Annotated in this window: 29 protein-coding genes; 8 read left to right on the plus strand and 21 right to left on the minus strand. The window is 54.5% G+C overall.

From position 1 onward, the window contains the following. Nucleotides 1-68 precede the first annotated feature (68 nt). The 12 genes from H650_RS13705 to H650_RS13760 form a co-directional block, all read right to left on the minus strand. Nucleotides 69-1,262 (minus strand): zinc-dependent alcohol dehydrogenase, encoded by a 1,194-nt coding sequence (locus H650_RS13705; RefSeq protein ID WP_020455784.1) that lies wholly within the window; start codon nt 1,260-1,262, stop codon nt 69-71. Between the two features lie 185 nt (nt 1,263-1,447). After that, nucleotides 1,448-1,978, minus strand: coding sequence for a hypothetical protein (locus tag H650_RS13710; RefSeq protein WP_020455785.1), 531 nt, complete (start codon nt 1,976-1,978; stop codon nt 1,448-1,450). 52 nt (nt 1,979-2,030) lie between these two features. Then, entirely contained in the window at nt 2,031-3,008 is a 978-nt protein-coding gene (locus H650_RS13715; protein ID WP_020455786.1) for an ABC transporter ATP-binding protein, read from the minus strand. Next, on the minus strand, nt 3,005-3,985 hold the full coding sequence (locus H650_RS13720) for an ABC transporter ATP-binding protein (RefSeq protein ID WP_020455787.1): 981 nt from the start codon (nt 3,983-3,985) through the stop codon (nt 3,005-3,007). The genes H650_RS13715 and H650_RS13720 overlap by 4 nt, the downstream gene beginning before the upstream one ends. Continuing rightward, nucleotides 3,982-4,929 (minus strand): oligopeptide ABC transporter permease, encoded by a 948-nt coding sequence (opp4C, locus tag H650_RS13725; RefSeq protein WP_020455788.1) that lies wholly within the window; start codon nt 4,927-4,929, stop codon nt 3,982-3,984. The genes H650_RS13720 and opp4C overlap by 4 nt, the downstream gene beginning before the upstream one ends. After that, a complete protein-coding gene (locus tag H650_RS13730; protein ID WP_017458132.1) occupies nt 4,929-5,888 on the minus strand; it encodes an ABC transporter permease in 960 nt (319 codons plus the stop codon). The genes opp4C and H650_RS13730 overlap by 1 nt, the downstream gene beginning before the upstream one ends. A 47-nt stretch (nt 5,889-5,935) precedes the next feature. Further along, nucleotides 5,936-7,639, minus strand: coding sequence for an ABC transporter substrate-binding protein (locus H650_RS13735; protein WP_020455789.1), 1,704 nt, complete (start codon nt 7,637-7,639; stop codon nt 5,936-5,938). A 275-nt stretch (nt 7,640-7,914) separates the two neighbouring features. Beyond that, nucleotides 7,915-8,241: a hypothetical protein gene (locus H650_RS13740; RefSeq protein WP_020455790.1), complete on the minus strand. Its 327-nt coding sequence runs from the start codon at nt 8,239-8,241 to the stop codon at nt 7,915-7,917. A gap of 28 nt (nt 8,242-8,269) precedes the next feature. Continuing rightward, nucleotides 8,270-8,650, minus strand: coding sequence for a hypothetical protein (locus H650_RS13745; RefSeq protein ID WP_020455791.1), 381 nt, complete (start codon nt 8,648-8,650; stop codon nt 8,270-8,272). A gap of 25 nt (nt 8,651-8,675) precedes the next feature. After that, a complete protein-coding gene (locus H650_RS13750) occupies nt 8,676-9,284 on the minus strand; it encodes a hypothetical protein (RefSeq protein WP_020455792.1) in 609 nt (202 codons plus the stop codon). Between the two features lie 3 nt (nt 9,285-9,287). After that, nucleotides 9,288-9,692: a hypothetical protein gene (locus H650_RS13755; RefSeq protein WP_020455793.1), complete on the minus strand. Its 405-nt coding sequence runs from the start codon at nt 9,690-9,692 to the stop codon at nt 9,288-9,290. Nucleotides 9,693-9,882: 190 nt separating this feature from the next. Further along, the gene (locus H650_RS13760; protein WP_020455794.1) at nt 9,883-10,839 is read right to left on the minus strand and encodes a LacI family DNA-binding transcriptional regulator; all 957 of its coding nucleotides are present in this window, start codon (nt 10,837-10,839) and stop codon (nt 9,883-9,885) included. Nucleotides 10,840-11,132: 293 nt separating this feature from the next. Here H650_RS13760 and H650_RS13765 point away from each other — a divergent pair, with 293 nt between their 5' ends. From H650_RS13765 to H650_RS13790, 6 genes are all read left to right on the plus strand, one after another. Beyond that, nucleotides 11,133-11,447 (plus strand): PTS sugar transporter subunit IIB, encoded by a 315-nt coding sequence (locus H650_RS13765; RefSeq protein WP_017458127.1) that lies wholly within the window; start codon nt 11,133-11,135, stop codon nt 11,445-11,447. A gap of 12 nt (nt 11,448-11,459) precedes the next feature. Further along, complete coding sequence (locus tag H650_RS13770) at nt 11,460-12,788, plus strand: PTS cellobiose transporter subunit IIC (RefSeq protein ID WP_020455796.1); 1,329 nt, start codon at nt 11,460-11,462, stop codon at nt 12,786-12,788. Between the two features lie 37 nt (nt 12,789-12,825). After that, nucleotides 12,826-14,214, plus strand: coding sequence for a 6-phospho-beta-glucosidase GmuD (gene gmuD / locus H650_RS13775; protein WP_020455797.1), 1,389 nt, complete (start codon nt 12,826-12,828; stop codon nt 14,212-14,214). Nucleotides 14,215-14,220: 6 nt separating this feature from the next. Continuing rightward, a complete protein-coding gene (locus H650_RS13780) occupies nt 14,221-14,532 on the plus strand; it encodes a PTS lactose/cellobiose transporter subunit IIA (RefSeq protein WP_044489757.1) in 312 nt (103 codons plus the stop codon). Nucleotides 14,533-14,680: 148 nt separating this feature from the next. After that, nucleotides 14,681-16,060, plus strand: coding sequence for a carbohydrate porin (locus H650_RS13785; RefSeq protein ID WP_020455799.1), 1,380 nt, complete (start codon nt 14,681-14,683; stop codon nt 16,058-16,060). A 114-nt stretch (nt 16,061-16,174) separates the two neighbouring features. Further along, the gene (locus H650_RS13790; protein ID WP_044489528.1) at nt 16,175-17,077 is read left to right on the plus strand and encodes an EamA family transporter; all 903 of its coding nucleotides are present in this window, start codon (nt 16,175-16,177) and stop codon (nt 17,075-17,077) included. 10 nt (nt 17,078-17,087) lie between these two features. On the opposite strand, the gene nepI is transcribed toward H650_RS13790, so the two are convergent. From nepI to H650_RS13805, 3 genes are all read right to left on the minus strand, one after another. Next, nucleotides 17,088-18,272, minus strand: a complete 1,185-nt coding sequence (gene nepI / locus H650_RS13795; protein WP_044489529.1) for a purine ribonucleoside efflux pump NepI — start codon at nt 18,270-18,272, stop codon at nt 17,088-17,090. Nucleotides 18,273-18,461: 189 nt separating this feature from the next. Beyond that, a complete protein-coding gene (locus H650_RS13800) occupies nt 18,462-18,998 on the minus strand; it encodes an SRPBCC family protein (protein ID WP_020455802.1) in 537 nt (178 codons plus the stop codon). Between the two features lie 96 nt (nt 18,999-19,094). Further along, nucleotides 19,095-19,547 (minus strand): DUF1198 domain-containing protein, encoded by a 453-nt coding sequence (locus tag H650_RS13805; protein WP_020455803.1) that lies wholly within the window; start codon nt 19,545-19,547, stop codon nt 19,095-19,097. A gap of 104 nt (nt 19,548-19,651) precedes the next feature. On the opposite strand from H650_RS13805, the gene H650_RS13810 reads away from it, so the two are divergent. Then, a complete protein-coding gene (locus H650_RS13810; RefSeq protein WP_020455804.1) occupies nt 19,652-20,554 on the plus strand; it encodes a LysR family transcriptional regulator in 903 nt (300 codons plus the stop codon). A 9-nt stretch (nt 20,555-20,563) separates the two neighbouring features. Here H650_RS13810 and ilvN read toward each other — a convergent pair whose 3' ends face one another. The 3 genes from ilvN to ivbL form a co-directional block, all read right to left on the minus strand. Beyond that, nucleotides 20,564-20,848 (minus strand): acetolactate synthase small subunit, encoded by a 285-nt coding sequence (ilvN, locus tag H650_RS13815; RefSeq protein WP_017458118.1) that lies wholly within the window; start codon nt 20,846-20,848, stop codon nt 20,564-20,566. Nucleotides 20,849-20,851: 3 nt separating this feature from the next. Then, the gene (ilvB, locus tag H650_RS13820) at nt 20,852-22,540 is read right to left on the minus strand and encodes an acetolactate synthase large subunit (protein WP_020455805.1); all 1,689 of its coding nucleotides are present in this window, start codon (nt 22,538-22,540) and stop codon (nt 20,852-20,854) included. Nucleotides 22,541-22,645: 105 nt separating this feature from the next. Continuing rightward, nucleotides 22,646-22,744, minus strand: a complete 99-nt coding sequence (gene ivbL, locus H650_RS25325; protein ID WP_110093690.1) for an ilvB operon leader peptide IvbL — start codon at nt 22,742-22,744, stop codon at nt 22,646-22,648. A 519-nt stretch (nt 22,745-23,263) separates the two neighbouring features. On the opposite strand from ivbL, the gene tisB reads away from it, so the two are divergent. Then, complete coding sequence (tisB, locus tag H650_RS24640) at nt 23,264-23,344, plus strand: type I toxin-antitoxin system toxin TisB (protein WP_404820068.1); 81 nt, start codon at nt 23,264-23,266, stop codon at nt 23,342-23,344. A gap of 55 nt (nt 23,345-23,399) precedes the next feature. Here the strand turns inward: tisB and H650_RS13830 are convergent, their stop codons facing one another. From H650_RS13830 to H650_RS13840, 3 genes are read right to left on the minus strand one after another with little or no spacing between them, the layout of a single operon-like run. Then, a complete protein-coding gene (locus H650_RS13830; RefSeq protein WP_020455807.1) occupies nt 23,400-24,470 on the minus strand; it encodes an EscU/YscU/HrcU family type III secretion system export apparatus switch protein in 1,071 nt (356 codons plus the stop codon). A gap of 3 nt (nt 24,471-24,473) precedes the next feature. Beyond that, nucleotides 24,474-25,277: an EscT/YscT/HrcT family type III secretion system export apparatus protein gene (locus H650_RS13835; protein WP_020455808.1), complete on the minus strand. Its 804-nt coding sequence runs from the start codon at nt 25,275-25,277 to the stop codon at nt 24,474-24,476. After that, complete coding sequence (locus tag H650_RS13840) at nt 25,274-25,540, minus strand: EscS/YscS/HrcS family type III secretion system export apparatus protein (protein ID WP_020455809.1); 267 nt, start codon at nt 25,538-25,540, stop codon at nt 25,274-25,276. Before H650_RS13840 ends, H650_RS13835 begins: the two co-directional genes overlap by 4 nt. Nucleotides 25,541-25,544 lie beyond the last annotated feature (4 nt).

The raw sequence follows: 25,544 nt of genomic DNA on the forward strand, positions 1-25,544 counted from the left end.
CCCTCCTCGCCGGGAGAGGCATGGCACGTCACACTACTTCCCGCCGGTGTTAGCGAAAAAGCGACAGGTTAAATCGTCGCTTTTTCTGCATTCAGGCCCGGCACGAGGATCACTTTGCGGCAATCTTCGGCATGTTTATCGAAGATCTCATAGCCGCGAGCGGCCTCTTCCAGCGGCAGATGGTGTGTGACGATCTCTTCCGGTTTCAAATGACCAGACTCAATCAGCGGTAGCAAATCCGGCAGATACGCATGCACATGCGTCTGGCCCATCTTGAATGTCAGCCCTTTGTCGAAGGCATCACCAAACATAAACGCGTGGATAAAACCGGCATACACGCCGGGCACGCTGACAATCCCGCCGCGGCGCGTAGCGGCGATCGCCTGACGGAGTACTTTCCCGCTACTGCCTTCGATTTTCAGCGTACTGAGCACCGTTTCGGTAGTGCTGCCTTTGGCTTCGAATCCTACGGCATCGATAACGGCGTCCACACCACGGTGACCCGCCGTGTTTTCAATAATCCAGGCCGCGGGATCGTCATTTTTATCGAAGTTAATCGGTATTACGCCATAGCGATCGCGGGCAAAAGCCAGCCGGTAATCGCTGTCATCAATCATAAAGATCTGTTCGGCACCCTCCAGACGCGCACAGGCCGCCGTCAGTAAACCGACCGGCCCGGCACCGTAAATCGCCACGCTGGAGCCGGGTTTCACCTCGGCGTTCTTCACCGCCTGCCAGGCGGTAGGCAGAATATCGGAGAGAAACAGCACTTTTTCATCGGTCAGGGTGTCCGGCACTTTAAACGGCCCGGTGTTCGCTTTCGGCACGCGCACATATTCGGCCTGGCCGCCGGGAATACCGCCGTACAAATCGCTGTAACCGAACAGCGCCGCAGGTGGCGTGATGCCTTTGCGATTCAGCGCCGCGCCTTTGCCGGAATTGGTTTGCTCACAGGCCGAATACTGGTGAAGTTTGCAGAAGAAACACTCCCCGCAGGCAATGACAAAAGGGATCACCACCCGGTCGCCTTTACTGACGGCATGAACACCCGGCCCGGTTTCCACCACTTCGCCCATAAATTCATGACCGAATATATCGCCGTGATTGGTGCCCGGTATTTTCCCGTGATAAAGATGCAGATCCGAGCCGCAAATTGCCGTTGCGGTAACGCGAAGAATAATATCGTCTGAAGATTCGATAACCGGGTCGGGGCGGTTATCAACGCTAACTTTATGCGCGCCGTGATAAGTCAGTGCTCTCATATATCCTGGTCCTTATAAGGTTCAGACAGAACTGATAAGCATAGAACAGACCAGAGCAGAAAAATAAAATAGGCAGTAATTCTTAATGTCAGCGAAACGGTTATTTGGGGTCACAAAACATTGCCTGTGAAATTACCGTTTCGCTTGCCAGGAGAAAATAAAAATAGTTATCGCCGGGCAGAGAGTTATTTATCGTAATATTTTAGTAATGCGGTTAAATAATCAAAGCCAATACTCTCGACTAAACTTCTCTCTCGCTGACCGCTCCCATTTAGCCAACCTTTGATGATCTCGCAATCGACAAAGATGTCATAAATCGTGTCATTCAGCGCCGATAAGTCCTTATCACTGTTAATCCCCAGCACGCCGTTTTCGACAGGAGTATTTTGAAATAGTGCCCACTGCTTCTGCGCATCCACGATGATAAAGCCGCCATATTCGCGGCTATCATGCATCTGTTTGCACAACCCGGCGATGTTCACCAGCCAGTCTTCGCGAGAATCTATTACGCCTAAATACGTATAGCTGGTGCTGGCGAAAACATGCGCGCAACCCGTCTCGCCAAAGCAGGCACGAATAATTTGCTGCGTTGCCGTTATCAACCAATCTGATGTACAGATGTCGTTATCAAAAAAGAAATAGCGGGAAAATGTCTGTGTAAAAAGGGGGCCAGGAAGATTCGCCCCCTTTATTATCATGTCGAATGGATGTTGCATCACGTGTGCCAGGTTGACGAAGAGTGCTCAATAATACCCCTCACGATTGCTGTCACTCAATCCTTTCCACCAAATGGCACGCCACATGATGCCCTGGTTCCACTTCACGCAGCGCCGGGATTTCAGCGCGGCATTGGGCGGTTGCCAGCGGGCAGCGCGACGAGAAACGGCAGCCGGACGGCGGGCGCGACGGATCGGGAATTTCCCCCTGCACCACAGCGACGGGTTCGCTATCCGGGTCGAGCGTTGGCACCGCCGCCAGCAGCGCCTGGGTGTAAGGGTGCAGCGGTCGGTTAAACAACGTGTCGCGGCTGGCGGTTTCCACCAGTTGCCCGAGGTACATCACCGCGACGTCATCGCACAGGTGTTCCACCACGCCTAAATCATGGGAGATAAACAGGAACGTCACGCCGCGATCGTCGCGCAGGTCGGCAAAGAGATTAATGATTTGCGCCTGAATGGAGACATCCAGCGCCGAAATCGGCTCATCGGCGATGATGAAATCCGGGTTGAGGATCAACGCGCGCGCAATGCCAATACGCTGGCGCTGCCCACCGGAAAACTCGTGCGGGAAACGGTTGTAGTGCTGCTGCGCCAGCCCGCAAATCTTCATCACGTCCAGCACCTTGTCGCGCAGCTCTGCCCGGCTGCACAGCTTATGCTCAAGCATCGCTTCGCCAATCGCATCGCCCACGCGAATACGCGGGTTCAGCGAACTGTACGGATCCTGAAACACCAGCTGGATTTCCGGGCGCAGCGCGCGCATCTGTTTCGCGCTCAGATCCTGCAGCTCCTGGCCGCGATACTTCACGCTGCCTGCGGTTTTGTCGTACAGCCCAAGCAAAGTGCGGCCAACGGTGGTTTTACCGCTGCCAGACTCGCCCACCAGCCCGAAAATCGTCCCCTGGCGAATCTTAAAGCTGACGCCGTCCACGGCGCGTAACTCTCCGGTTTGCTGGCCAAACAGCCCGTCACGCAACGGGAAGTGCTTTTTCAGCCCTTCCACTTCAATGACATATTGCTCACTCATGCGGTTGGCTCCAGAAGCGTACTGTGAATACACGCGGCTTGCCGCGTCTGGCCGATAAGCGGCGGGATCCCCGCCCGGCATGCGTCAGTCGCCCGCTCGCAGCGATCGTAAAAGGCGCAGTATGGCGGCAGCGCAGCGAGATCCGGCACCTGGCCGGGAATGGAGTAGAGCCGACGCCTGCGCTCGCCCGGAATGGGACGCGCAGCGATCAACCCTTTGGTGTACGGATGCAGCGGGTTACGCAGCACATCCGCCGTCGGGCCTTGTTCAACGATGCGCCCGGCGTACATCACCACCACATGTTCCGCCATTTGCGCGATCACGCCTAAATCGTGGGTAATGAGCATCAGCGCCATCTCATGCGCCCGCGCCTGGTCGCGCAGCAGCCGCAAGATTTGCGCCTGCACGGTAACATCCAGCGCGGTGGTCGGTTCGTCGGCGATCAGCAGTTTTGGCTGGCAGCTCAGCGCCATGGCAATCATGATGCGTTGCAACATGCCGCCGGAAAGTTGATGCGGGTAGCTGCTCATCAGGCTCTCCGCCCGCGCCAGCCCCACTTCGGTGATTAACTGCGTGGCATGCGCCCACGCCGCTTTGGGTGTTTCACCGCGATGACGAATCAACGGTTCGCAAAGCTGCTCACCAATGGTCAGAACCGGGTTAAGCGCGGTCATCGGCTCCTGGAAAATCATCGCCAGTTGGTTGCCGCGCAGATCCGCCATTTTTGACGGCTTCAGGCGCAGCAGATCGGTGCCCTGAAACAGGATTTGCCCGCTGTCGATGCGTGCCGCTTGCGGTGGTAACAACCCCATCAGCGACATGGCGGTGACGCTTTTGCCGCAGCCGGACTCGCCCACCACGCCGATAGTTTGCCCGGCGTTGATGGTGAACGACACGTCCTGCACGGCGCGCACGCGCCCCTGATCGCCGGCAAAAGAGAGGGACAATTGATTAAAGGTGACCAGCGGTTCGCTCATTTCACGCTCCGTTTCATCTTCGGATCCAGCGCATCGCGCAGGCCGTCACCCAACACGTTAATCGCAATTACGGTAATAAAAATGGCGATACCCGGCGGCATCCACAGCCACGGGCGGCGCTGAAAATCGATCAGGCTGTTGGCGGCGTCCATCATGTTGCCCCACGATGGCGTGGGCGGCACCACGCCAAGCCCGAGATAGCTTAGCGCGGACTCCATCAGAATAGCGTTCGCCACCGCCATCGTCGCCATCACCACCAGAATCGGGATGGTATTCGGCAATAAGTGACCAAACAGACGGCGACGCGACGACAAACCCAGCACCTGCGTCGCCAGCATAAAATCGCGCTCGCGCAGGGAGAGAATTTGCCCGCGCACCAGCCGTGCCAGCTTTGGCCACTCCAGCAAACTGAGCATGATCACCACCATGTAGATGCGTGATTCTGCGGAGAAATCGAGTTCTGACAGCATCGCACCGGCGACAATCAGCAGCGGTAAGCTCGGGATGGTCATCACCAGATCCGCCAGCCGCATAATCAGTTTGTCTGTCCAGCCGCCCGCATAGCCCGAAACCGCGCCCAGCAGATAACCGAGCGCTACGGAGAGCAGCATGGTCAGCAGACCGATAATCAATGAAATGCGCCCCGCCAGCAGCAGGCGGGTATAGACATCGCGGCCGAGAAAATCGGTGCCCAGCCAGTGCTCCGCACCGGGTGGTTTGTTGATCATCAGCGCGTCGGTGGCGTCATTTTTCCACGGCGACCAGAGCGGCCCGATCACGCACCAGATTGTCATCACCACCAGCAAAAACAGGCACAACATGGCTAAATGATTATGGCGCAGCGCTTTCCAGGCTTGCCGCCACGGTGAAGGCGTGGCCTGCGCCAGCACCGGGATTTCCGCTTTACGAAGGCGGCGATTGGTTGAAAAAAGCGAACCGAACATCACGACCTCACCCGAATACGCGGATCAGCCCACGCGTAAAGCACATCGGCAATCAGGTTGCCGAGAATGGTTAGCACCGCCAGAAATAGGGTAAAGCCCATCAGCACCGGGTAATCGCGCGCCGCCAGCGAATCGATATGAATATGTCCCGCGCCCGGCCAGTTAAACACTTTTTCGGTGATGATCGCGCCCGAAAACAGCCCCGGCAGTTCAAACCCGAGCAGGGTAATAATGGGCAGCAGCGCATTACGCAGCGCGTGTTTAAAAATCACTGTCCGTTCGCGCAACCCTTTGGCGCGCGCGGTGCGGATAAAATCCATCTTCACCACATCAAGCATACTGGCGCGGAAATAGCGCGTCAGGCTGCCCGCCTGCAACATCACCAGCGCCAGCACCGGCAGCACCAGGTGCGCCGCCACCTGCAGCACCCACGCCCAGCCACCTTCGTCACTGCCGGTGTTGGTCATGCCGCCGACCGGCAGCCAGTGCAGATCCACCGCAAACCACTTAATCAGCAGCAGGCAGAGGAAAAAGGTCGGAAAAGACATGGCGGCGAATACCACCACGCTGACCAGGTGATCAAACAACGAGTTGGGTTTCAGCGCCGAGGCGATACCTACCGCCAGGCCGATGCCCCAGTAAAACACCAGCGCCACGCTTGCCAGCAGGAACGAGTTCCAGATGTACTGGTTCAGCAACTGGCTCACCGGGATTTGGTATTGCAACGAGAAGCCTAAATCACCACGTAACAACTGGCCGAGCCAGTGCAGATAGCGGGTGAACAGCGGTTGATCGAGACCGTAAATGGCTTTCAGTTCCGCGGCGCGGGCGGCGGTCAGCGTGACGTTGCCGTCGATAAAGTCGCCCGGCGTTTTGGCAAACAGCATGAAGATAATCAGCGAAGCGAGCAGCAGCATGGGTACGGTTTGCAGCAGTCGCCTCAGGATAAAATTTCGCATAGCGTTCTCATGGCAACTGCCGGGAAGCCCCGGCAGTTGTGATGGTGTTACTTAACGATTTTCACATCCGGCAGGCTGCCGGTCAGGCCGTTGTAGATATCCGGTTTAAAACCGGTGACGCGGGCGCTGCTGGCCGACAAAATTTCGCGGTTGCCCAGCAGGATCGCCGGCGGATCATCCGCCAGCACTTTATAGAGCTGGTGGTAAATCGGTTTACGTTTTTCCACATCCAGCACTGCGTTACCTTCGTTAATCAGCTTATCGACCTGCGGGTTGTTATAGCCGGACTCTTTCGCTTCCGTGCTGTAGTAATCCCACACGCCGTCATGCGGATCGTTTAACGTGCTGGTGCTAAAGGAGGCCAGGTCATAATTGCCGGCTTTACGCTGCGCCATCAGGGCGTTGAAGTCGACAACCTGCGGTTTCAGCAGCACGCCGATCTGTTGCCAGTTCTCTTTGGCAATCGGGATCAGCGCGTCGTTCAGCACTTTCTTGCTCACCAGCAAGGTCAGTTCCAGGCGTTTGCCGTCTTTCACACGGATGCCGTCCGGCCCCGGTTTCCAGCCCGCTTCATCCAGCAGTTTTTTCGCTTGCGCCGGGTCGAATTTGTACGGGTTAACCCCTTCCGTGTTATAGGCCCAGGAGATCGGCGCAATTGGCTCAATCGCCACTTTGCCGTACCCCTGATACACCACATCAATCAGCTTCTGGCGATCAAGGCCGTAAATCAGCGCCTGGCGTACTTTCACGTCCTGCAACGCCGGACGACGCACGTTGAATTCCACTTTGCTGTAATCGCTGGATCCGTACAGGTTGATATTGGCGAAACCGAGCATTTTCAGCTGTTCAATATCATCCGGACGCGAGGTGAACGCATCGTAGTCCGTCTCGCCGGTCTGGAACAGCTGGAAATTGGTGGACGGATTGGTCACGCGGTAGATAAAGCGCGGCGTTGGCGGTGTGCCACGGTAGAAATGGGTGTTAGCGTGGAAACGGATCTCCTGGCCTGGAATGTATTTCTCATAGACATACGGCCCGTTGCCCAGTGGTTTGCCGTGCAGCGTGCGCAGGTAATCCAGATTGCCGCGCTGATAGCCCTTGCCGTAATAGGCTTTGGACAGCACCGGCCCGCCGATTTTCGCCAGCGTCGTGGCGCCAGGCTGGGTGGTGGTGACCTGTAGCGTTAACGGGTCAATCACTTTCAGACCGCTGACGCTGTCCGCTTTCCCGGCTTTGTATTCCGCGCCGCCCGCAATATTCGCCAGCGTGATATCCGTGTCGCCATCATATTTCGGGTCGTAAAGCACCGTCAGGGTAAAGGCCACGTCTTCGGCGGTCAGCGGCGAGCCGTCGCTGAAAGTCAGGTTCGGGCGCAGCTTGATGGTGTAGACCTTGTTATCCGGGCTGACCGCCCAGCTTTCGGCAAGGCCCGGCACCAGTTTGCCGTGGCTGTCCCAATCGATCAGACGCGAGAAGATGACGTTGGTGACGTTTTCATCCCAACCATTGACGAAGAAGTACGGGTTAAAAATTCCCTGCGGCTCCGAAATACCGGCTACCACCGTGTCTTTGCGCAGCTTCGCCGCCGCCGGGATCTGGCTGGCGTCTGTCGCCGGTGTGATACCTTCTTTTAAGATCTCATCGGCGAACGAGGCAGACGAGAACGCCACCACACTGCTGAGTAGCGCGATTTTCAGCGCGAGGGTGAAGCGCGTGGGTTTTGTTTTTAAGCTATTCACGAAGCTGGCCAAAATTGCTCCCTCATCAAATGATTGCGTGGAATTTACAAATAATGACGAACGATAAGAGCCGCACCGCACCCTGTCTAACAACGAAAACGTATGGCTTATAGCTAAACGTCCTTAGCAAACTTATGGCTAACGATTGGTGGGATTTAGCTAAATGGCTGATAACCCGCGCTGCGCGGGCGATGTAAGAGCGTGCCTTAAGCCGTTCCCGGCAGCGGTTATTTTTTCTGCTTGAGCTAAACCTCGGGGGAAACAGCACATTGTGTACGGGGTTTCACTTAGGGGCCTTGCCACTGTAGCGCTGCCCGCAATTCAGGCGGAACCAGCGAGAATATAGACTTAATAAAATTGAGATGCTGATGATAATTCGGAGAAATATCTGCGTTGCAGTTTACAACATAATACCTCGCCTGGTGATTTAAAAACCAAATGTCATGCTCAACAACGTCGGGTATTAGCAGTGTCGGCATGAGATTATGCAGTAATTCCGCCTCAAAAAAACAGGATGTGTCCTGTGCTTTTATTTCCGCACCCTGCGACTGCATATTTCTGATATAGGGTAAAGCCAGCGATAGCATTTCAATATAGATTTCATTCTTCTTCATAGGCAAGGCCATCACACGTATTGATATATTAAATAATAGGGAGGGTGTTTTTTATATTTTCAGGCAGAAGGTCATATTTCATCGGCACTATTGGGCGCACAACCAATATATACGCATTCTCTTTAAAATCATAACTCAACAACCCTTTACGCGACATGGCAATAAATGAGGCCAGATAGCGCTGGCGCTGTTCCTCATTAGCAAACTCCTCCAGATTTTCCTCAATCACCTCAATATCTGACATCGGTTGCAGCGAAGCAAAATAGTCGAAAACCAATTCATAGTTGGCAACAGAGCCACTAAATTCCACCGGAACGGGGCCAACGCCAGCAGTAGCGAAATGGGCGAGTGAACCATCCGGCGCAACGCCAAACCAGTCCAGATCGCATTCCAGGAGTGATTCATCCATCGGGATAGTACCGTCGCCGCGCATTTTAGTGGCCCGCGAACATGGCGGGAAACCAGGTATTGATTTGGCGATTATCCAGTAACCTGTCTTTTTCGAAATCAATAATGGTCGAAACGGCAATACCCCGGCGAAGCGGTTGAGGAAAATCATCAACCGATGCGAACACTGTAGGGACTAAGAAGCGGAAGTAATCGCCCATTTGCGTCGTACCTTCATACCCGACAGGGTAATCCTCACCGGGACTGGAACCTTCTACACCAAAATAAAGAAACATCCCTTTATTGATAGCCAGATTAACATCACTTTGCGACCCTAACCGCTGCCAGTCCTGTTTGAGCTCTTCCGTAATATGTGCTTTATCAGGGTGACTTCTGAATCTTATATGGGAAAATAAATCCACGGAAAATGCGCCATTTTTATTCTCTGGGTACGCATCAAAAATGGGCGACTCTTCCCATATAAACTCATTCATATTTTCCAGCAGCGATTCAACATCTGTTATTTGTAATAACGCTCTGGGAAGATCGCCAAAACAGTTATTCACCATCACGGCAATACGGCCGTGTTTATCGGCGGCAAACCAGGTATGGATCGTACCGAACTCAGGCACCCAATCGATATTTAAGCTGTTCATTACTTATCCTTTTTCATAGAGTACCGCCAGTAACTGCGCAGTATCATCTAAAGAAATCAATGACTCATATACAGATTCGGCGTACTCGCCAGCATGCAAAAGCAGTATTGCGGATACTACCCGGGCGCGGCTAAATGAGATGATAGAATCAGTCTCGCCGTTTTCTTGCTTAATGAAATAGTCGTTATCCAGCGCCTCGCCGCGCTTTCTGCAGAACGCCAATTCAGGTTCAGTCAGGGTACCGTTGCGTTTCAACCCTGAGAACGCTTTATCCACATCGGCATCCTTCCAGCCCGAAACGTGTAAGGCATACTGGCAGGCAGCGATGGCAAGCTGGATGTTCTCTCTCGCTTGCAACTGATCCATCTTCTGTGCCAGTGCGACAGAAATGGTCTGCAGTCTGTTCATCTTCCGCTCCCCACTTTGATTACGCGTTTTTACGATGTTCTAATGGATTATCGGCAGTAACAAGCACAGAGAAAGAATTGTTTGTAGTAAAAATGCGATTTACCTTAAAGCGGTTTTTTTATTTAACTTAAGGCAAAAATTAGAAGCGGGAAATAAAAAAGCCCCCAACCGGAGGCTTTCAAAATAGCGATTAGCGTTTGCTGACATCGGGAATAATTAAATCCCCGCGCACCCGATAAGCACCCAGCACGCTCTGCGTTTTTTCATTTAGCCAGGCGACAATACGTGCCGCCATCGCGTCCATCGAATATTCGATAGCCGGAATAGTAGGAATGCCCGGCAAATGCAGTGAACCGGCGAGGCTGAAGACCATAATGTCGCCCGGCACCGATTTATTAAACGCCTGCAATTGCGGGATCACACGCTGGGCTTCCTGCTCATCCGCCACCAGCAACGCGTTGAAATTCAGGGTAGTTGCGTTATTGAGCAGCACCTGCAACGCAACAGAGGACGAAGTATCATCCATAAACACCAGGTTACGGTTAAACGGCAGGAAATTATTTTCCAGCGCCAGCTTATAGCCGTGCAGCACTTGATCCGCTGCGGCGGTGCGCGGGTGGATTAGCGCAATTTGTCGGCGGCTCTGGCTAATCAGGTAGTTACAGGCCGTTTCGGCGGCGAAGGCGTGATCAAATTGAATACAGTTGGGCGTGGCGTCGGCAGACTCAACACAATCCACCAGAATGACGTTTTCGTCGTCAATTTTGAGCGGAAAACGCGCGCCGATAATCAGCACATCGTCACACAGCCCGCAGGTCAGCTCATCCAGCGCGCTCATCACTTCCGCTTTGGTGTTGGCGAAGCGCAGCAGCAGATGTTTCTGGCTCTGGCTTAAATGCTTTTCCAGCGCGTAGAGGTAGCCGGTGGTTTGGTTGATATTGTCCTGGGCGCAGATAACACCGATGCAGCCTGTCGACTGGCTGAGCAATGACTGCGCGATAACATTGGGCCGATAATTCAGCTCTTCGACCGCTTTCAGCACCGCGAGGCGACTGGCTTCCTTAACGCCGCGCGAACCACTCAACACCCGTGAGACTGTGGCTTTCGACACCCCAGCTAAACGTGATACATCGTTGATTGTAGACATCTTTCTCCCCTGACAGACGCACATTGCGCCCGCAAAATCTAAATACTTCAACGGCTAATATATAACCACACGCAGTATAACGGTTTCGCTTTTTGATGGAAACCGATTTTCCATTTTGCGCTTTTTGTTCTCAACAGAGTGCCAAATTCCGTGACGCAAATCCAATTACGGCATCAGATAATTCATAGACATTGACAGCTATCACACTTCTGTGGCGAACAAATGGAAACCGGTTTCCATATGATATCCAATCGACCCCGCAATAACTTTTTACACTTCGAGGATGGTTAACGATGTTCAGGATTATGTTGTGCTGTTCAGCCGGTATGTCCACCAGCTTACTGGTGAGGAAAATGCTGGAAGCCGCGAAGGAACGCGATATCCCGGTAGAGATCGACGCGTATGGCGTCGCGGAGTTCGACACGCAATTTCCGCGTTACCAGGTCGTGCTTCTCGGACCGCAAGTCAAATACATGTTAAACACGCTGTCAGAAAAGGCCGCCGCTCAGGGTATTCCGGTCCAACCCATCAACCCGATGGACTACGGAATGCAACGTGGCAATGAGGTACTGGACTATGCACTGTCGCTCATAGAAGCGGCGCATTAAAAAGGTGTTCTTATGAGTTCCTTATATCAATCAATGATTACGGTTATTGAGCAAAGCATTACGCCGCTGGCCGGTCGCCTCGGGCAACAGAAGTACGTTATCGCTATTCGCGACGGTTTTACCGCCGCGCTGCCGTTTATGATCATCGGCTCGTTTATGCTGGTGTTTATCTTCCCGCCGTTTTCCGCCGACACCACCGTTGGTTTCGCCCGCGCGTGGCTCGATTTCTCCACCGAATACCGCGCGCAGTTGATGCTGCCGTTTAACCTCAGCATGGGGGTAATGACCTTCTTTATCTCCGTCGGGATCGGCGCGAGCCTGGGTCGCCAGTTTAACCTCGACCCGGTAATGACCGGCCTGCTGGCGTTTATGGCGTTTCTGCTGGTCGCCGCACCGTATGCCGATGGCAAAATTTCTACCCAGTATCTCTCCGGGCAGGGCATTTTCACCGCGCTGCTGACATCGATTTACTCCACCCGCGTTTACGCCTGGCTTAAGCAGCACAACATCACCATTCGTCTGCCAAAAGAGGTGCCGACCGGCGTTGCCCGTTCGTTTGAAATCCTCATTCCGGTGCTGGTGATCATTGGTACGCTGCACCCGCTGAACCTGTTTATTGAAGCGCAAACCGGCATGATCCTGCCGCAGGCGATTATGCACGTGCTGGAACCGCTGGTCTCCGCGTCCGATTCCCTGCCTGCCATTCTGCTTTCCGTGCTGCTGTGCCAGATCTTCTGGTTCGCCGGTATCCACGGTTCGCTGATTGTCACCGGCATCATGAACCCGTTCTGGATGGCAAACCTCTCCGCCAACCAGGCCGCACTGGCTGCGGGCGCTGCGCTGCCGCACGTTTATCTGCAAGGTTTCTGGGATCACTACTTGCTGATTGGCGGCGTCGGTTCCACCCTGCCGCTGGCGTTCCTGCTGCTGCGTAGCCGCGTCGCGCATCTGCGCACCATCGGCAAAATGGGCGTCGTACCGAGCTTCTTTAACATCAACGAACCGATTCTGTTCGGCGCGCCGATCATCATGAACCCGATGCTGTTTGTGCCGTTTGTTTGCGTGCCGTTGGTGAACGCCGTGCTGGCTTACACCGCCACCAAAATGGGTCTGCTGGCGCAAGTCGTCTCCCTGACACCGTGGACAACGCCTGCGCCTATCGGTGCGTCCTGGGCGGCGAACTGGGCCTTTAGCCCGGTGGTGATGTGCCTGATTTGTATGGTGATGTCCGCCCTGATGTATCTGCCGTTCCTGCGTGCTTACGAGCATTCATTAATGAAAGCAGAAGAAGAAAAAGCGCAGAGCAGCGCGCCGATGACGGAAACCGTCCGCAGTAACTAAGCCGTAACGCATTCGCAGTAACGAAAAGGAGTCGGTAATGAAATACGTATTTCCCGCAAACTTCTGGTGGGGCAGCGCCAGCTCTGCGCTGCAAACCGAAGGGGAAAGCCAGCAAGGCGGTAAAAGCGCAACCACATGGGATGCCTGGTTTGCCAGCCAACCGTGGCGCTTTCACCAGCAGATTGGGCCGCAAGAGACCTCGACGTTTTATCGCCACTGGCGGCAGGACATCGCGCTGTTAAAGCAGCTCAAGCACAACAGCTTTCGCACCTCTATCAGCTGGTCACGGCTGATCCCGGATGGCGATGGTGAAGTGAATCCGCAGGCGGTGGCGTTCTATAACGAGGTCATCGACGAGCTGCTGGCGCAGGGTATTACGCCGTTTATCACGCTGTTTCACTTCGATATGCCGATGGTGATGCAGGAAAAAGGCGGCTGGGAAAGCCGGGAAGTGGTGCAGGCTTTCAGCCGCTACGCGCAAATCTGTTTCGAGCTGTTTGGTGATCGGGTTCATCACTGGTTCACCTTTAACGAGCCGATTGTGCCGGTAGAGGGCGGTTATCTGTACGATTTCCATTACCCGAACGTGGTGGATTTTAAACGTGCGGCCACGGTGGCGTACCACACGGTACTGGCGCATGCCAGCGCGGTGAGAGCATTTCGCGCCGGGTTTTACGCCGGTGAGATTGGCATTGTGTTGAACCTGACGCCGTCCTATCCACGTTCGCAGCACCCGGCGGATGTGAAAGCGGCGCACTATGCCGATTTGCTGTTCAATCGCAGTTTTCTCGACCCGGTACTGCGCGGCGAGTATCCCGCTGACCTGGTGGCGCTGCTCAAAGAGTATGACCAGTTGCCCGCCTGCCAGCCGGACGATATCGCGCTGATTGCAGAAGGGAAAATCGACCTGCTCGGCATTAACTATTACCAGCCACGGCGGGTAAAGTGCCGGGACAGCGCGGTCAATCCCGATGCGCCGTTTATGCCGGAGTGGTTGTTTGATTATTACGAAATGCCAGGGCGCAAAATGAACCCGTATCGCGGGTGGGAAATTTATGAGCCGGGTATTTACGATATTCTCACGAACTTACGCGTCAATTACGGTAACCCACGCTGTTTTATTTCCGAAAACGGTATGGGCGTCGAGAACGAACAGCGTTTTATTGAAGATGGGCAAATAAACGATAGCTATCGTATTACGTTTGTTCGCGATCATCTTATCTGGCTGCATAAAGGAATTAGCGAAGGGTGTCATTGCCTTGGCTACCATATGTGGACATTTATTGATAACTGGTCATGGTGTAATGCCTATAAAAACCGCTACGGTTTTGTGCAATTAGATCTGGCAACGCAAAAACGTACCATTAAGAAAAGTGGAGAGTGGTTTGCCGCCACCGCTGAAAATAATGGTTTTACTCAGGATTAAATGACAATGATTGAACTCGAAGAAGCGGTAATGGAAATTATCGTCAACGCCGGACAGTCGCGCAGCCTGTGCTTTGAAGCGCTGCGCGCAGCAAGGGCGGGCAATCTTGATGAAGCGCGCCAGTTGCTGAAGGAGGCGGATGGCTACTCGCGCCAGGCGCATCACATGCAAACCAAATTAATCGAACAGGATGCGGGCGAAGCCCGGCAACCGATGACATTAATTATGGTACACGCGCAGGATCATTTAATGACATCATTATTAGCGCGTGAGTTATCCGAAGAGATAATTCAGCTTCACACTTTATATCGGCAATAATTAACGGAGAATTGATTACGGTAAATCTTAATTAAGCTGTACCCGCATTTAAAAAATAAAAGCAGTTCGTAATGGTGATGGCAATAATCTCTGCCCGGTCACCCGGGATGGTTATTGTCTGAGAATAACTTACTAAATTGAGATAACCATGAGAATTAATAAAAAACTTCCAGTGGCGCTGGCGGTTGCGGCCACCCTTTGCTCTGGCTCCGTCTTCGCACAAGAGTTTACCCAAGAGCAAATCGATGCCATCGTCGCCAAGGCGGTGGATAAAGCGCTGGCGGAACGCCAGGCGAAAATGGACGCCGCCGTGAATAAAAAAGCGGATGTGGTGGTGGAACCGCAAAGCGCGGCGCAAACCCCGGATTTGGCGGTGCCTTACGGCCTGAAATTTAGCGGTTACGCCCGTTATGGCGCGCATTTCCAGTCTGGCGATCAGAAATATGTTGGCGTCGATGGCTCCTATAACGGCGCGTCGGCGATTGGTCGTCTGGGCAACGAAGGCAACGGCGGTGAATTCCAGCTCTCCAAAGCCTTTAAAGGCGACAACGGCGCAATCTGGGACGTCAACGTGATGTTCGACCACTGGGGCGACGAAGTTAACCTGAAAAAAGCCTATGCCGGGGTGACCAACCTGCTGGCATCCAACCCGAACGCCTACTTCTGGGCGGGACGTGATTTCCACCAGCGTCCACAACAGGGCATCAACGACTACTTCTGGATGAACCACGACGGCCAGGGCGCCGGGGTAAAAAACTTCGATATCGGCGGCGTGCAGTTTGATGTCGCGGCTGTTGGTTCGGTGGCATCCTGTAGCCCGGAAGTGCTGGAAGATGAAGCCAACCCGTCACGCATCACCTGTACTGGCGGCTCCAACGTCGGCGATAAAGGTAACTATGCGGTGACCTCCAAAATCCACGGCATGAAAGTCGGCCCGCTGGATCTGGAAATCTACGCTAACTACGGTTTTGATTCGAAAGCGATTGAAAGCGATGCCCGTCTGAAAGCCTGGCAAGGTGGTGCGGTGTTGAGCCACACCTACGACCACGGCATTAACAAACTGATCGCGCGCTACTCCGATAACGCGGATAACAGCGTATTTAACAAAACCGACGATCTGACCGCGATTTACGCCAGCTTCGAAGGCAGCTACAAATTCTCCCGGCAGACGCAGGTGGACTACCTGCTCGCGTACCACGACTACGACAACAGCGCCAACAAAGCGGATAACCGCCGCAACTATGGCGCGATTGTCCGCCCGATGCACTGGTGGAACGATGTGCACTCCACCTGGCTGGAACTGGGTTATCAACGCGTAGATTATGATGACGGCGGCGATAACCACGGCTGGAAAGCAACCCTGTCGCAGAACATCTCTATCGCGATGGGACCAGAGTTCCGCCCGATGCTGCGCTTCTACGTGACCGGCGGCGAAGTGGATAACAAACGCACCGCACGCGTGAACGGCACCAACGACTCGACGCTCGATTCGTTCAACATCGGCGCGATGTGGGAAGCCTGGTGGTAAGGTAACAAAACCGGAGGCGGTCCCCCCTCATGCCGCCTCCGGTTAAACTCTGTACATGTGTTATGATGCGCGGCCTTACGATAAGTAAACAGCATCACAGAGTTGGGTTAGCACATGGGTTCGAGCAAGAAAGGGATGTTTTACGTCCTGGCCGCCGCCGTTTTATGGGGCAGTTCCGGGGTTTGCGCGCAGTACATAATGCAGAAAAGTCATATCTCCTCGCCGTGGCTGACGATGACGCGACTGCTGTTCACCGGCGTGATTTTGTTAACGCTGTCGTTTGTCCACGGTGACAAAATTTTCGCCATCCTGAAAAACCGCAAAGACGCCTTTAGCCTGCTGTTCTTCTCGCTGTTTGGCGCGCTAACCGTGCAGCTCACTTTCCTGCTGACGATTGAAAAATCCAACGCCGCCACCGCGACGGTGCTGCAATTTCTCTCCCCGACGATTATCGTGGCGTGGTTCGCGCTGGTGCGCAAAGCGCGCCCCACCTTCCCCGTGGCGTCGGCGATTGTCACTTCGCTTATCGGTACATTTTTACTGGTGACGCACGGCAATCTGACGTCGCTCTCTATCTCGCCTGAAGCGCTGCTGTGGGGCATTGTCTCGGCGTTTGCCGCCGCGTTTTACACTACCTACCCTTCGCAGCTTATCGCCCGTTACGGTACGCTGCCGATTGTCGGCTGGAGTATGTTGCTGGCGGGACTGATGCTGACGCCCTTCTTTGGCGGTCAGGGAAATGATGTTGTGGTGAATGGCCGCCTGCTGATGGCGTTCTTCTACCTGGTGGTGATTGGCACCGCGCTGACGTTTAGCCTCTATCTGAAAGGCGCGCAGATGATTGGCGGCTCGAAAGCCAGCATTCTGAGTTGCGCCGAACCGCTGAGCAGCGCCCTGCTGTCAGTGGCGCTCCTCGGCGTGGCGTTTTCGCTGCCGGACTGGCTCGGCACGCTGCTGATTGTCTCGTCGGTATTGCTGATTTCCTGGGATTCGCGGCGCAAAATACGCGCCGCATAAGCCGACTGGTTTACGCTTTTACCCGCACTTTCGCGGCCACCAGCAGCGCCGTTAACAGCATCAGGCTACCGGAAAGGACCAGCGGCGAAAGTAAACCGTAATGATCGAGGGCAAAGCCGCCAATCGCCGCGCCGCAGGTGTTGGCAAGCTGGATCACCGCCACCTGAATAGAACCGGCTTTTTCTGCCTGATCGGCAAGCGTGCGGGTGATCCATGTTGACCAGCCCACCGGGATCAGCGCAAAACCCAGCCCCCAGATAATGGCGATGCCCGCCGCGACAACCTTATCGCTGCCCCACAGAATCAGCACCAGGGCGCTAATGGCCAGGGTTAACGGTGCCAGCGCCAGCGCCAGTTTCACCGAGCGCTTCATCACCACCGAGGAGAACGACGTGCCGACAAAGCTGGCGATACCGAAGCTCAGCAGCACTAATGTCAGCCCGTCGACATCAAACCCGGCGAGATTCATATAAACCGGGCGAATATAGGTGAAAAACGAAAACTGCCCGGCGAAGACCATAAAAATGGCAATCATCCCGGCCAGTACACCGGGGCGCTTGAGCAGGCCGAACATGTTCTCGTGGTGCTCGGTTTTCCCCGGCAGCGACGGCAATGCCTGCCACACCCAGATGATGCAGGCCGCGCCCATCAGCGCCGCGCCGTTAAACACATTGCGCCAGCCAATAATGCCACCAAGAAAACTACCGAGCGGGGCCGCGATCACCAGCGCAATCGACACCGCGCCAAAGATCACCGACAGCGCTTTTGGCACAACGCGCATCGGCACCAGCCGCATGGTTAGCGACGCCGACATCGCCCAGAAACCGCCTAACGCCAGGCCAAGGCAGGCCCGACCCAGCAGCAGCAGGGTAAAATTGGTGGCGAACGACACCAGCAGGCAGGAAAGCGTAAGCAGCACCGCGAACGCGATCACCACATAGCGGCGGTCGGCAGCACGGATAACCGTGGTGATAAACAGGCTGGCAAACATCGCAACAAACGCCGTCACGGTGACGGTTTGCCCGGCGAGACCTTCCGACACTCCCAGATCCAGCGCCATGGGCGTGAGCAGGCTTACCGGCAAAAACTCCACGGTTATCAGGCAAGCCACGCAAAACGCCACGGCGAATACCGCCGACCAGTTCGGGCGACTTACCGTATCCATAGAAGATTGCGTTACAGATTGCTCACTCATTGGTTACCTGCTTAGTTTTTATTCGTGAAAGTCGCGCAGTGTAACATTCAAAATGTGTGACGCAATTAACAATTTGGCAACTCTGTGGCGGCGATGAATTCAACCGCCAGGCACAAAGCGTGTCCGCCAGTGTGTATATGGAGCCGCGGCATGACTGCGATGAGGTTTATGCCGCGACACCAGCACGGTTTACTCTTTAGCCCGCGCGTTACGCGCCGCCGTTGCCAGGCCGACAATCCACTCCTGGTGAGCATTGATCATCGGGTTTGGCACCGCGCTCGCCAGTTGCCGCGCCGGAACACCGGTTTGCGATTCCTGGGTCAGGATGCGCACGCGGCTGCCGGGTAAATCCTCAAACAACCAGGCATGAATCGCATCCAGACGCGACTGCGCATCCCCTTCCACCCAGCCATACCATGCGATACGCGCGGCCTGGCCTTCAACCGGCGGCACATATTCACACACCTGCGCCTCGACCGGGAAACCAAAGGTAGTGAAACGAAAACGGGCACTGGCGCTTAATAACGGGCCGCTGCCATCGTGAAAACGGATGTCTTGCGCGTTGCTGTAGTAAGTCGGCCACAGGCGAGTATCGTTCAGTTGCGCCCAGATCTCATGTGCCGTTAGCCCGGCGACAATGATTTCGTTGGAGACAAAATTATCGGTGGTGCCTGGCAGGTAACCCTGCGGCCAGACAATGGCGCTTTGCGTCAGAGATTGCGTCATGGTGTACCTCGTCATGGATGAACGAGGCCACTTTGCGCCGCGCGGTGTTATAAATCTAATGACTATCTTTGATGAGCGTCATCACGCTGCGTGATATCAGTGCAGCCAGTGAACGCCCTCTTCGGGCATAAACAGCGCGTTATAGCGCATCTGGAAATTATTGAGATCGGCTCTGTCCGGTTCCAGTTCGCGCAGAAACCCTTGCGCCAGGCGGATTTGCGCATCGGTGACAGGTGTTGCCAGCCGCGCTTTTTGCAGCAACCGGTGCCAGTAAACCAGGTTCTGCTCGCTGCTATCGACAATAGACACCTGCCAGATCAGTAACACCTGGGCGGCGTTTTGCAGGTGCGCTTCGTCCGGGCGCGTCAGGTAGCTTAAATATTCGTTACCGGCGCTTTTGCCCATCTGGTCGATCATCGATTCCACCGGCACGGGCTGAATGTTGAGTCGGTCGGTGAGGCGGCGAATCGCGCGGCGAGAATCAGAAGTTAATACTCTGAAACCAATCACAAAAACCACCGCCAGCGTTGCCAACATCAACCAAATCATAACCGCTCCCGAAGCGCAAAAGAGGCTCATCATACGGGGAAATTACCCGCTACGGACAGCCGTAAATGCGATAATCTTTATTATCGCTCTGGCTGGTCATCATCATGAATAACGATATCAGAAACCTCGATCTTAACCTGTTGAAAACGCTCGATGCCTTGCTTGATGAACGCCATGTCACCCGAGCTGCCGCCCGCCTTTCGCTGACGCAACCGGCGGTGAGCGGCATGTTGACGCGCCTGCGTGATTATTTTGCCGACCCGCTGTTTATCCGCGCGCCGCATGGCATGGTGCCCACGCCGCGTGCGCAGGCCCTGGCGGCACCGGTTAAACAGATCCTTGCCGATATCGACCGCTTGCTCAAACCCACCGCCTTTGACCCGCTCAGCGCCACATTTATCTGGACGCTGGCGGCAACCGACTACGCGCTGAAAGTGGTGATCGTGCCGTTTATTGCTGAGCTGAAAAAGCACGCGCCGGGGATCCGCATCCGCGTTGAACCCGTGGAGCCGCAGCGGCTGGTAAGCCAGCTTGAGCGCGGCGAAGTGGATGCGGCGTTAATGACACCGCACAGCACGCCGGAAGCACTGCACAGCCGGGCGCTGTTTGAGGAACGTTTTGTCTGCATGATGCGCGCCGACCACCCGGATGCGGCGCAAGATACGCTGACACTGGAGCGTTTCTGCGCGCTGGAGCACGCGCTGGTATCGTGGGATGGCGAACGTTTTCGCGGCGTGGCGGATAACGCGCTGGCCGCAATCGGTAAAAGCCGCCGCGTGGGCGTGTCGGTGAATAACTTCCTGATCCTGCCAGAGATGTTAACCGTCAGCGATATGATTGCCGTGGTGCCGCAGCGCCTCGCCAGCCTGACACCGGGCATGTGTATGCGTGAAGCGCCCTTGCCGATACCGGGGTTTACCAAAACCCTGGCCTGGCACGAACGCAGCCACCGCGATCCGGCGCATCAGTGGCTACGCAATCTGCTGTTCGACATCAGCCAGCGTTAAGCGCGGCGATTACTCAAAGAACAGACCGAGTTTGTTGAATACGCCTGGATCGGTCTGGTGGCGGATAATTTGCACCACATCTTCCAGCTTATCGATCTGGCTTATCATCTGTTCCAGCCGCTGGTCGTTCGCCACCTGGAGCCAGATGCGGCTCTGCTCGCCGCTTTGTAGCGGTAGACAAAGAATGCCTTCCACGTTGAACGCGCGGCGGGCAAACAGTCCACAGACATGCGTCATCACGCCCGGATGGTTGCGCACGGTGAGTTCGAGAATGACGTTATCAGTTGTTTGCATGGCTTATTCCCCCACCATTTCTGTATTCGCCGCGCCTGGCGGCACCATCGGGTAAACTTTTTCTTTCGGGTCGATACGCACATGCACCAGCGCCGGGCCCGGACGAGAGATAACCTCCTGCAACGCAGCCTGCGGGTTAGACTCGGCGTTTAAATCGCAGGTATGCAGGCCAAAACCAGCGGCAATCTGCATAAAGTTGATCATACCGGGATACGTTGCGGCAAACACGCCGGACTTGTAGAACAGGCTCTGTTGCTGATGCACCAGCCCCAGCGCTTCGTTATTCATGAGGATAATTTTCACATCGAGATTATTTTCCGCGGCGGTGGCCATCTCCTGGATGTTCATCATCAGGCTGCCATCACCGGAAAAGCAGATGATCTTACGCTCCGGGTTTGCCAGCGCCGCGCCAATCGCCGCAGGCAGGCCAAAACCCATGGTGCCCAGCCCGCCGGAAGTCAGCCACTGGCGCGGGCGGTTCAGCGGGTAAGCCTGCGCCGTCCACATCTGATGCTGACCAACATCGGTGGTGATAATCGCACTGTCATCCACGCAGGCAGCGACCGCATTGATCAAACCGTAATGGGTGAGCGGGTCGCCCGCTTGCGGGATCGCGCCGGGAAACTCTTTTTGCAGCTGTTCCACGGTGTTGCGCCAGGCGTGGCGGGAATGGGCTTCGACTTGCGGGATCAGCGCATCGAGCACGTCGCCAACGTCGCCCTGGATTGCCACATGCGCCTGCTTCACTTTGCCCAGCTCCGCGCGGTCGATATCCACATGAATAATTTTGGCATTCGGGCAGAACTGTTCAGTTTTGCCAATCGCCCGGTCATCAAAACGTGCGCCAAGCACCACCAGCAGATCCGCTTCCTGCAAAATGTAGTTGGTGCTGCGGGCACCGTGCATTCCCAGCATCCCGAGCGACAGCGGGTGCTGTTTTGGCAACATGCCGAGCGCCATCAGCGTCATAGTAGTGGGCATATTGGCTTTTTCCGCCAGGTGACGAATTTGCTGCGGCGCGTTAATCACCCCACCGCCCAGATACAGCACCGGGCGCTCGGCGGCATTGATCATCTCTGCGGCGGCGTGAACATCCTGAGCGTTCCAGGCGGGCGCTGGCGCTTTATGACCCGGTTCCGGCAGCTCGCTGAGGGTAATTTCCGCCGTCTGCACATCTTTAGGAATATCTATCCACACCGGGCCAGGGCGACCAGACTGCGCAATGCGAAACGCATCGCAAATCACCTGCGGCAGTTCGCTGATGTCGCGAACCAGGTAGTTGTGTTTTGTGATGGGGATAGAGATGCCGTAAGTGTCCACTTCCTGGAACGCATCGGTGCCAATCATCGAGGCCGGAACCTGGCCGGTGATGCAAATCAGCGGGATCGAATCGAGACGCGCGTCGGCAATGGCGGTCACCAGGTTGGTCGCCCCCGGCCCGCTACACGCCAGACAAACCGCCGGTTTGCCCTGCGTACGCGCCATGCCCTGCGCGATAAAACCCGCGCCCTGCTCGTGACGCGCCAGCACATGGCGAATCTGTTTACTTTGGCTTAGCGCGTCGTATAACGGCAAAACGGTACCGCCGGGGATGCCGGTCACGGTGGTGATGCCCTGACGTTCCAGTAAATGAACAATCAGCTGCGCGCCTGTATAGCGCGTGGATTGCGATGTGCTGCCCGAACTTGCCATGCTCCAGTCCTTTTCTTCTGAGCCGGCTTTCCAGGAGAGGCTTAAACGAAAAACCCCGCCCGGTTTGCGCCGGCGGGGTTTTGGAATCGTGTGTTGTTCCGGACCCTACGGCGCATTGCCGACGACCACCACCACACGCACGACGACCACCGCGGCGTTATGCGCGGTTTTTAGTAGGTTCATCGGATTGGTGGAAGCGTTCATTAGGGGCCTGTGTGTTGTGTTATTAACGAGATTTATACAAGCACAGGAATCATTCGCCGACAACTGCTTTTTACGCACCCGCAGAAAACTGCGCAGCCGATCACGTTTATTTGCCTGGCGTCTGAAAACAAAAAACCTCGCCGGAGCGAGGTTTTTGTCAGCATTTTCGCGGTTGGTGGCCGCAAAACACACTGCGTTACGTCAACCACGCAACTATACGACGAATCCTGCGGATGCGCAATTTTCAGGCGTTTTTTCCCGCATTGAGTATGGATCAATGTCGAAAATTCCGCCAATAAATACTGTATATATAAACAGCGTTAATATATAATGACCTTGCGAACCAGCGTGAGGGGCCGCGTTCAACGGCGCAAGAATTCCTGGCTGAAACGGGTGGTGCCGTCAGTGCCTTAACCCCTCAAGAGCACACTGCGTTACGCCAACAACAAGGCTGGCAACAGGTAGCGGAAAGGTACGCCAGCCGGTGCTCCTTGACCAGAGGAGAAGCGTATGGGCGGAATGGAGATGTTTATACTGATCCTGAAACTCATTGTTGCCTTGTTGCAACTGCTTGAAGCTGTCCTGAAGTTTTTGCGGTAATTCAGGTTCAAGTCGCACCAAAGAGGGGCGGGAAACCGCCCCTCTTTTACACCTCTCACGCTGTCTCTGGCTCGCGCTTTTTCATTTGCTGTAGCTGGTTGTAAATATGCGCCGTGTGGGCAATCGCCTGGCGTGGAATGGCCTGCCCAATCTCGTATTGCATCAGCAGATGAACCAGCTGCGGCGCGTCGATAACCGGAATGTTCAACGCGCGGGCGCTATTGAGAAGCCCGGATACCGCGTCTTTGCCCTGCTGTTTAAAAAGAATATGCGGTAGCGCAATGTTCTGCTGTTCGTAACGCAGAAGAACCACCCGAGATGCGGCATCATTAAGCACCACATCCGCCAGCTTTAACACCTCCCCGGGCCGTGGCACGTCGGCGGGCACCGGCGGCGGACTCATCATCAGGCTTCTGCGGTACGATTTAATATGCGGATCGCCTTCGGTATCTTTGTTTTCCCGGCGCACCTCCTCAAGGCTCATCCTTTGCGTCTTGATAAACAGATATTTTTGCAGGCCGAAATCGAGCGCCGTCCAGACAACGAGCAGGATCAACATGTGATGAAAGATGTCGCTAACAAGGTTACGCAGCACCTGCGCTACGCGCATCAGCGGGCTTGCCGCCAGAAAGACGATTTCGTTGATATGCGGATAAACCGTACTGTAGCTGGCATAGACGATAGTTAAGAATTTCAGCAGGCTGCTCACCAACTCTGCGAGCTCTCTGGAGGAGAACATTTGCTGAATTTTTTGTAGCGGGTTTAAGCGTTCAAATTTTGGCATCGCTGATTCAGGCGCGATGAGAAAGCCAAATTGCAGCCAGTTTCCTAATAACCTTGCCGCTATCGCCACGCCCAGAACAGGCGCCAGGAAAATACTCAATTCGACTGCCAGCAACAGCGTTAACCGCTTTGCCGCTGTAATAAACGGCAGCGTAATGAAGCTCAGCGCCACAATGAAGAGCTGTTGCAGACGAGCGATGCCGCGCTCCATCATGATAAAAATGAATTCCATCGCCAGCGTGATCAGCAGCAGCAGCGGCACCCCTTCATTTTTAAAAACATTCCCTTTCTTACGCTCATCGCGGATTTTTTTCGGCGTGGGTTGCTCGTTTTTTTCCGCCATCGCTTAATCCGCCGTCAGATTAAGCGTGGAAGAAATCATCGGGACGACGCGCTCAGGCTGCAATAATTGCTGCTCCGCAAGATGCAGTAATGTCGGGATATACATCACCAGGAAGGACAAACCGATAATAATTTTTAACGGGATGGTCACGCTGGTGACCTGCATTTTCGGGCTGTAAAGGCTCAGTATCGCCACGCTAAATTCGATCATCAGCATCAGCACAGCAAAAGGCGCGCTGTAAATAACAATAAAAGAGAATATGTCTGCGAGAAAAGCTAACCACTGTTTAAAAGTTACCGCAGTGTCAGTGAAAAAAAGTTTATCGATCGGCCAGAAGGTGTAGCTGCGCCAGAGAATATCAATAAGATAAGCGAAACCGTGAAAATGAATAAAAATCAGCAGAAAAATACTTTTAAAGACATAACCAAAAAAAGATCCGCTATTAGTTATCGCCGGGTTAATTTGCTCACCCATTTGTCCGCCGCTCTGATTATCAAACAGAACCCCGACGCTTTCGAATAACCAGAAAGGTACAACCAACAGAAAGCCTAAAAACATACCCAGCAGCGACTCTTTTATCATCATGATAATAAACATGATGCCTTTGATATTGCCAAAATCGGGTTGCGCATAAAAGGTGGTAGCGGGAAGCAAAGTAAATACCAGTGCGATACTGTAGAGCACCGCGCCTCTGATCTCCCGGAAAGAAAAAGCAATAATAATCGCCATGCAGGGGTAAATACGCGCACAGGCACTCACCAGAGCCATTAACGCCTCACCTAACCAGTCGAAAGAGACAAACGTCATTGCCAGGCTCTTATCTGGCTGATTAAGTCAAAACAGTTAATACTCAATTGCACTGTTTTTTGCAGCATCCAGTGGCCGGAAAAAGCCAGAATGACGGCAACAGCCACCATTTTCAACGCAAAAGGTAATGTTGCATCCTGTAATTGCATCACCGATTGCAGCAGCGCAATGATAATACCCGCCACCACAGCGGTCACTACTGGCGGAACCGATATCATCATCGCCAGTATTAATCCCTGCTTGAGCAACTCGACAATATACATATTT

The organism is Enterobacter sp. R4-368, assembly GCF_000410515.1.
Taxonomy (GTDB): domain Bacteria; phylum Pseudomonadota; class Gammaproteobacteria; order Enterobacterales; family Enterobacteriaceae; genus Kosakonia.

Coding starts and splice junctions, on each gene's coding strand:
- H650_RS13770 (WP_020455796.1), top strand. CDS start 11,460: ATGAGTTCCTTATATCAATCAATGATTACGGTTATTGAGCAAAGCATT.
- H650_RS13755 (WP_020455793.1), bottom strand. CDS start 9,692: ATGAACAGACTGCAGACCATTTCTGTCGCACTGGCACAGAAGATGGAT.
- H650_RS13745 (WP_020455791.1), bottom strand. CDS start 8,650: ATGGATGAATCACTCCTGGAATGCGATCTGGACTGGTTTGGCGTTGCG.
- opp4C (WP_020455788.1), bottom strand. CDS start 4,929: ATGTTCGGTTCGCTTTTTTCAACCAATCGCCGCCTTCGTAAAGCGGAA.
- H650_RS13780 (WP_044489757.1), top strand. CDS start 14,221: ATGATTGAACTCGAAGAAGCGGTAATGGAAATTATCGTCAACGCCGGA.
- ilvN (WP_017458118.1), bottom strand. CDS start 20,848: ATGCAAACAACTGATAACGTCATTCTCGAACTCACCGTGCGCAACCAT.
- H650_RS13800 (WP_020455802.1), bottom strand. CDS start 18,998: ATGACGCAATCTCTGACGCAAAGCGCCATTGTCTGGCCGCAGGGTTAC.
- ivbL (WP_110093690.1), bottom strand. CDS start 22,744: ATGAACGCTTCCACCAATCCGATGAACCTACTAAAAACCGCGCATAAC.
- ilvB (WP_020455805.1), bottom strand. CDS start 22,540: ATGGCAAGTTCGGGCAGCACATCGCAATCCACGCGCTATACAGGCGCG.
- H650_RS13760 (WP_020455794.1), bottom strand. CDS start 10,839: ATGTCTACAATCAACGATGTATCACGTTTAGCTGGGGTGTCGAAAGCC.
- H650_RS13810 (WP_020455804.1), top strand. CDS start 19,652: ATGAATAACGATATCAGAAACCTCGATCTTAACCTGTTGAAAACGCTC.
- H650_RS13710 (WP_020455785.1), bottom strand. CDS start 1,978: ATGCAACATCCATTCGACATGATAATAAAGGGGGCGAATCTTCCTGGC.
- tisB (WP_404820068.1), top strand. CDS start 23,264: ATGGAGATGTTTATACTGATCCTGAAACTCATTGTTGCCTTGTTGCAA.
- H650_RS13790 (WP_044489528.1), top strand. CDS start 16,175: ATGGGTTCGAGCAAGAAAGGGATGTTTTACGTCCTGGCCGCCGCCGTT.
- H650_RS13750 (WP_020455792.1), bottom strand. CDS start 9,284: ATGAACAGCTTAAATATCGATTGGGTGCCTGAGTTCGGTACGATCCAT.
- H650_RS13715 (WP_020455786.1), bottom strand. CDS start 3,008: ATGAGTGAGCAATATGTCATTGAAGTGGAAGGGCTGAAAAAGCACTTC.
- H650_RS13720 (WP_020455787.1), bottom strand. CDS start 3,985: ATGAGCGAACCGCTGGTCACCTTTAATCAATTGTCCCTCTCTTTTGCC.
- H650_RS13835 (WP_020455808.1), bottom strand. CDS start 25,277: ATGACGTTTGTCTCTTTCGACTGGTTAGGTGAGGCGTTAATGGCTCTG.
- H650_RS13830 (WP_020455807.1), bottom strand. CDS start 24,470: ATGGCGGAAAAAAACGAGCAACCCACGCCGAAAAAAATCCGCGATGAG.
- gmuD (WP_020455797.1), top strand. CDS start 12,826: ATGAAATACGTATTTCCCGCAAACTTCTGGTGGGGCAGCGCCAGCTCT.
- H650_RS13765 (WP_017458127.1), top strand. CDS start 11,133: ATGTTCAGGATTATGTTGTGCTGTTCAGCCGGTATGTCCACCAGCTTA.
- H650_RS13705 (WP_020455784.1), bottom strand. CDS start 1,262: ATGAGAGCACTGACTTATCACGGCGCGCATAAAGTTAGCGTTGATAAC.
- H650_RS13805 (WP_020455803.1), bottom strand. CDS start 19,547: ATGATTTGGTTGATGTTGGCAACGCTGGCGGTGGTTTTTGTGATTGGT.
- nepI (WP_044489529.1), bottom strand. CDS start 18,272: ATGAGTGAGCAATCTGTAACGCAATCTTCTATGGATACGGTAAGTCGC.
- H650_RS13730 (WP_017458132.1), bottom strand. CDS start 5,888: ATGCGAAATTTTATCCTGAGGCGACTGCTGCAAACCGTACCCATGCTG.
- H650_RS13740 (WP_020455790.1), bottom strand. CDS start 8,241: ATGAAGAAGAATGAAATCTATATTGAAATGCTATCGCTGGCTTTACCC.
- H650_RS13840 (WP_020455809.1), bottom strand. CDS start 25,540: ATGTATATTGTCGAGTTGCTCAAGCAGGGATTAATACTGGCGATGATG.
- H650_RS13785 (WP_020455799.1), top strand. CDS start 14,681: ATGAGAATTAATAAAAAACTTCCAGTGGCGCTGGCGGTTGCGGCCACC.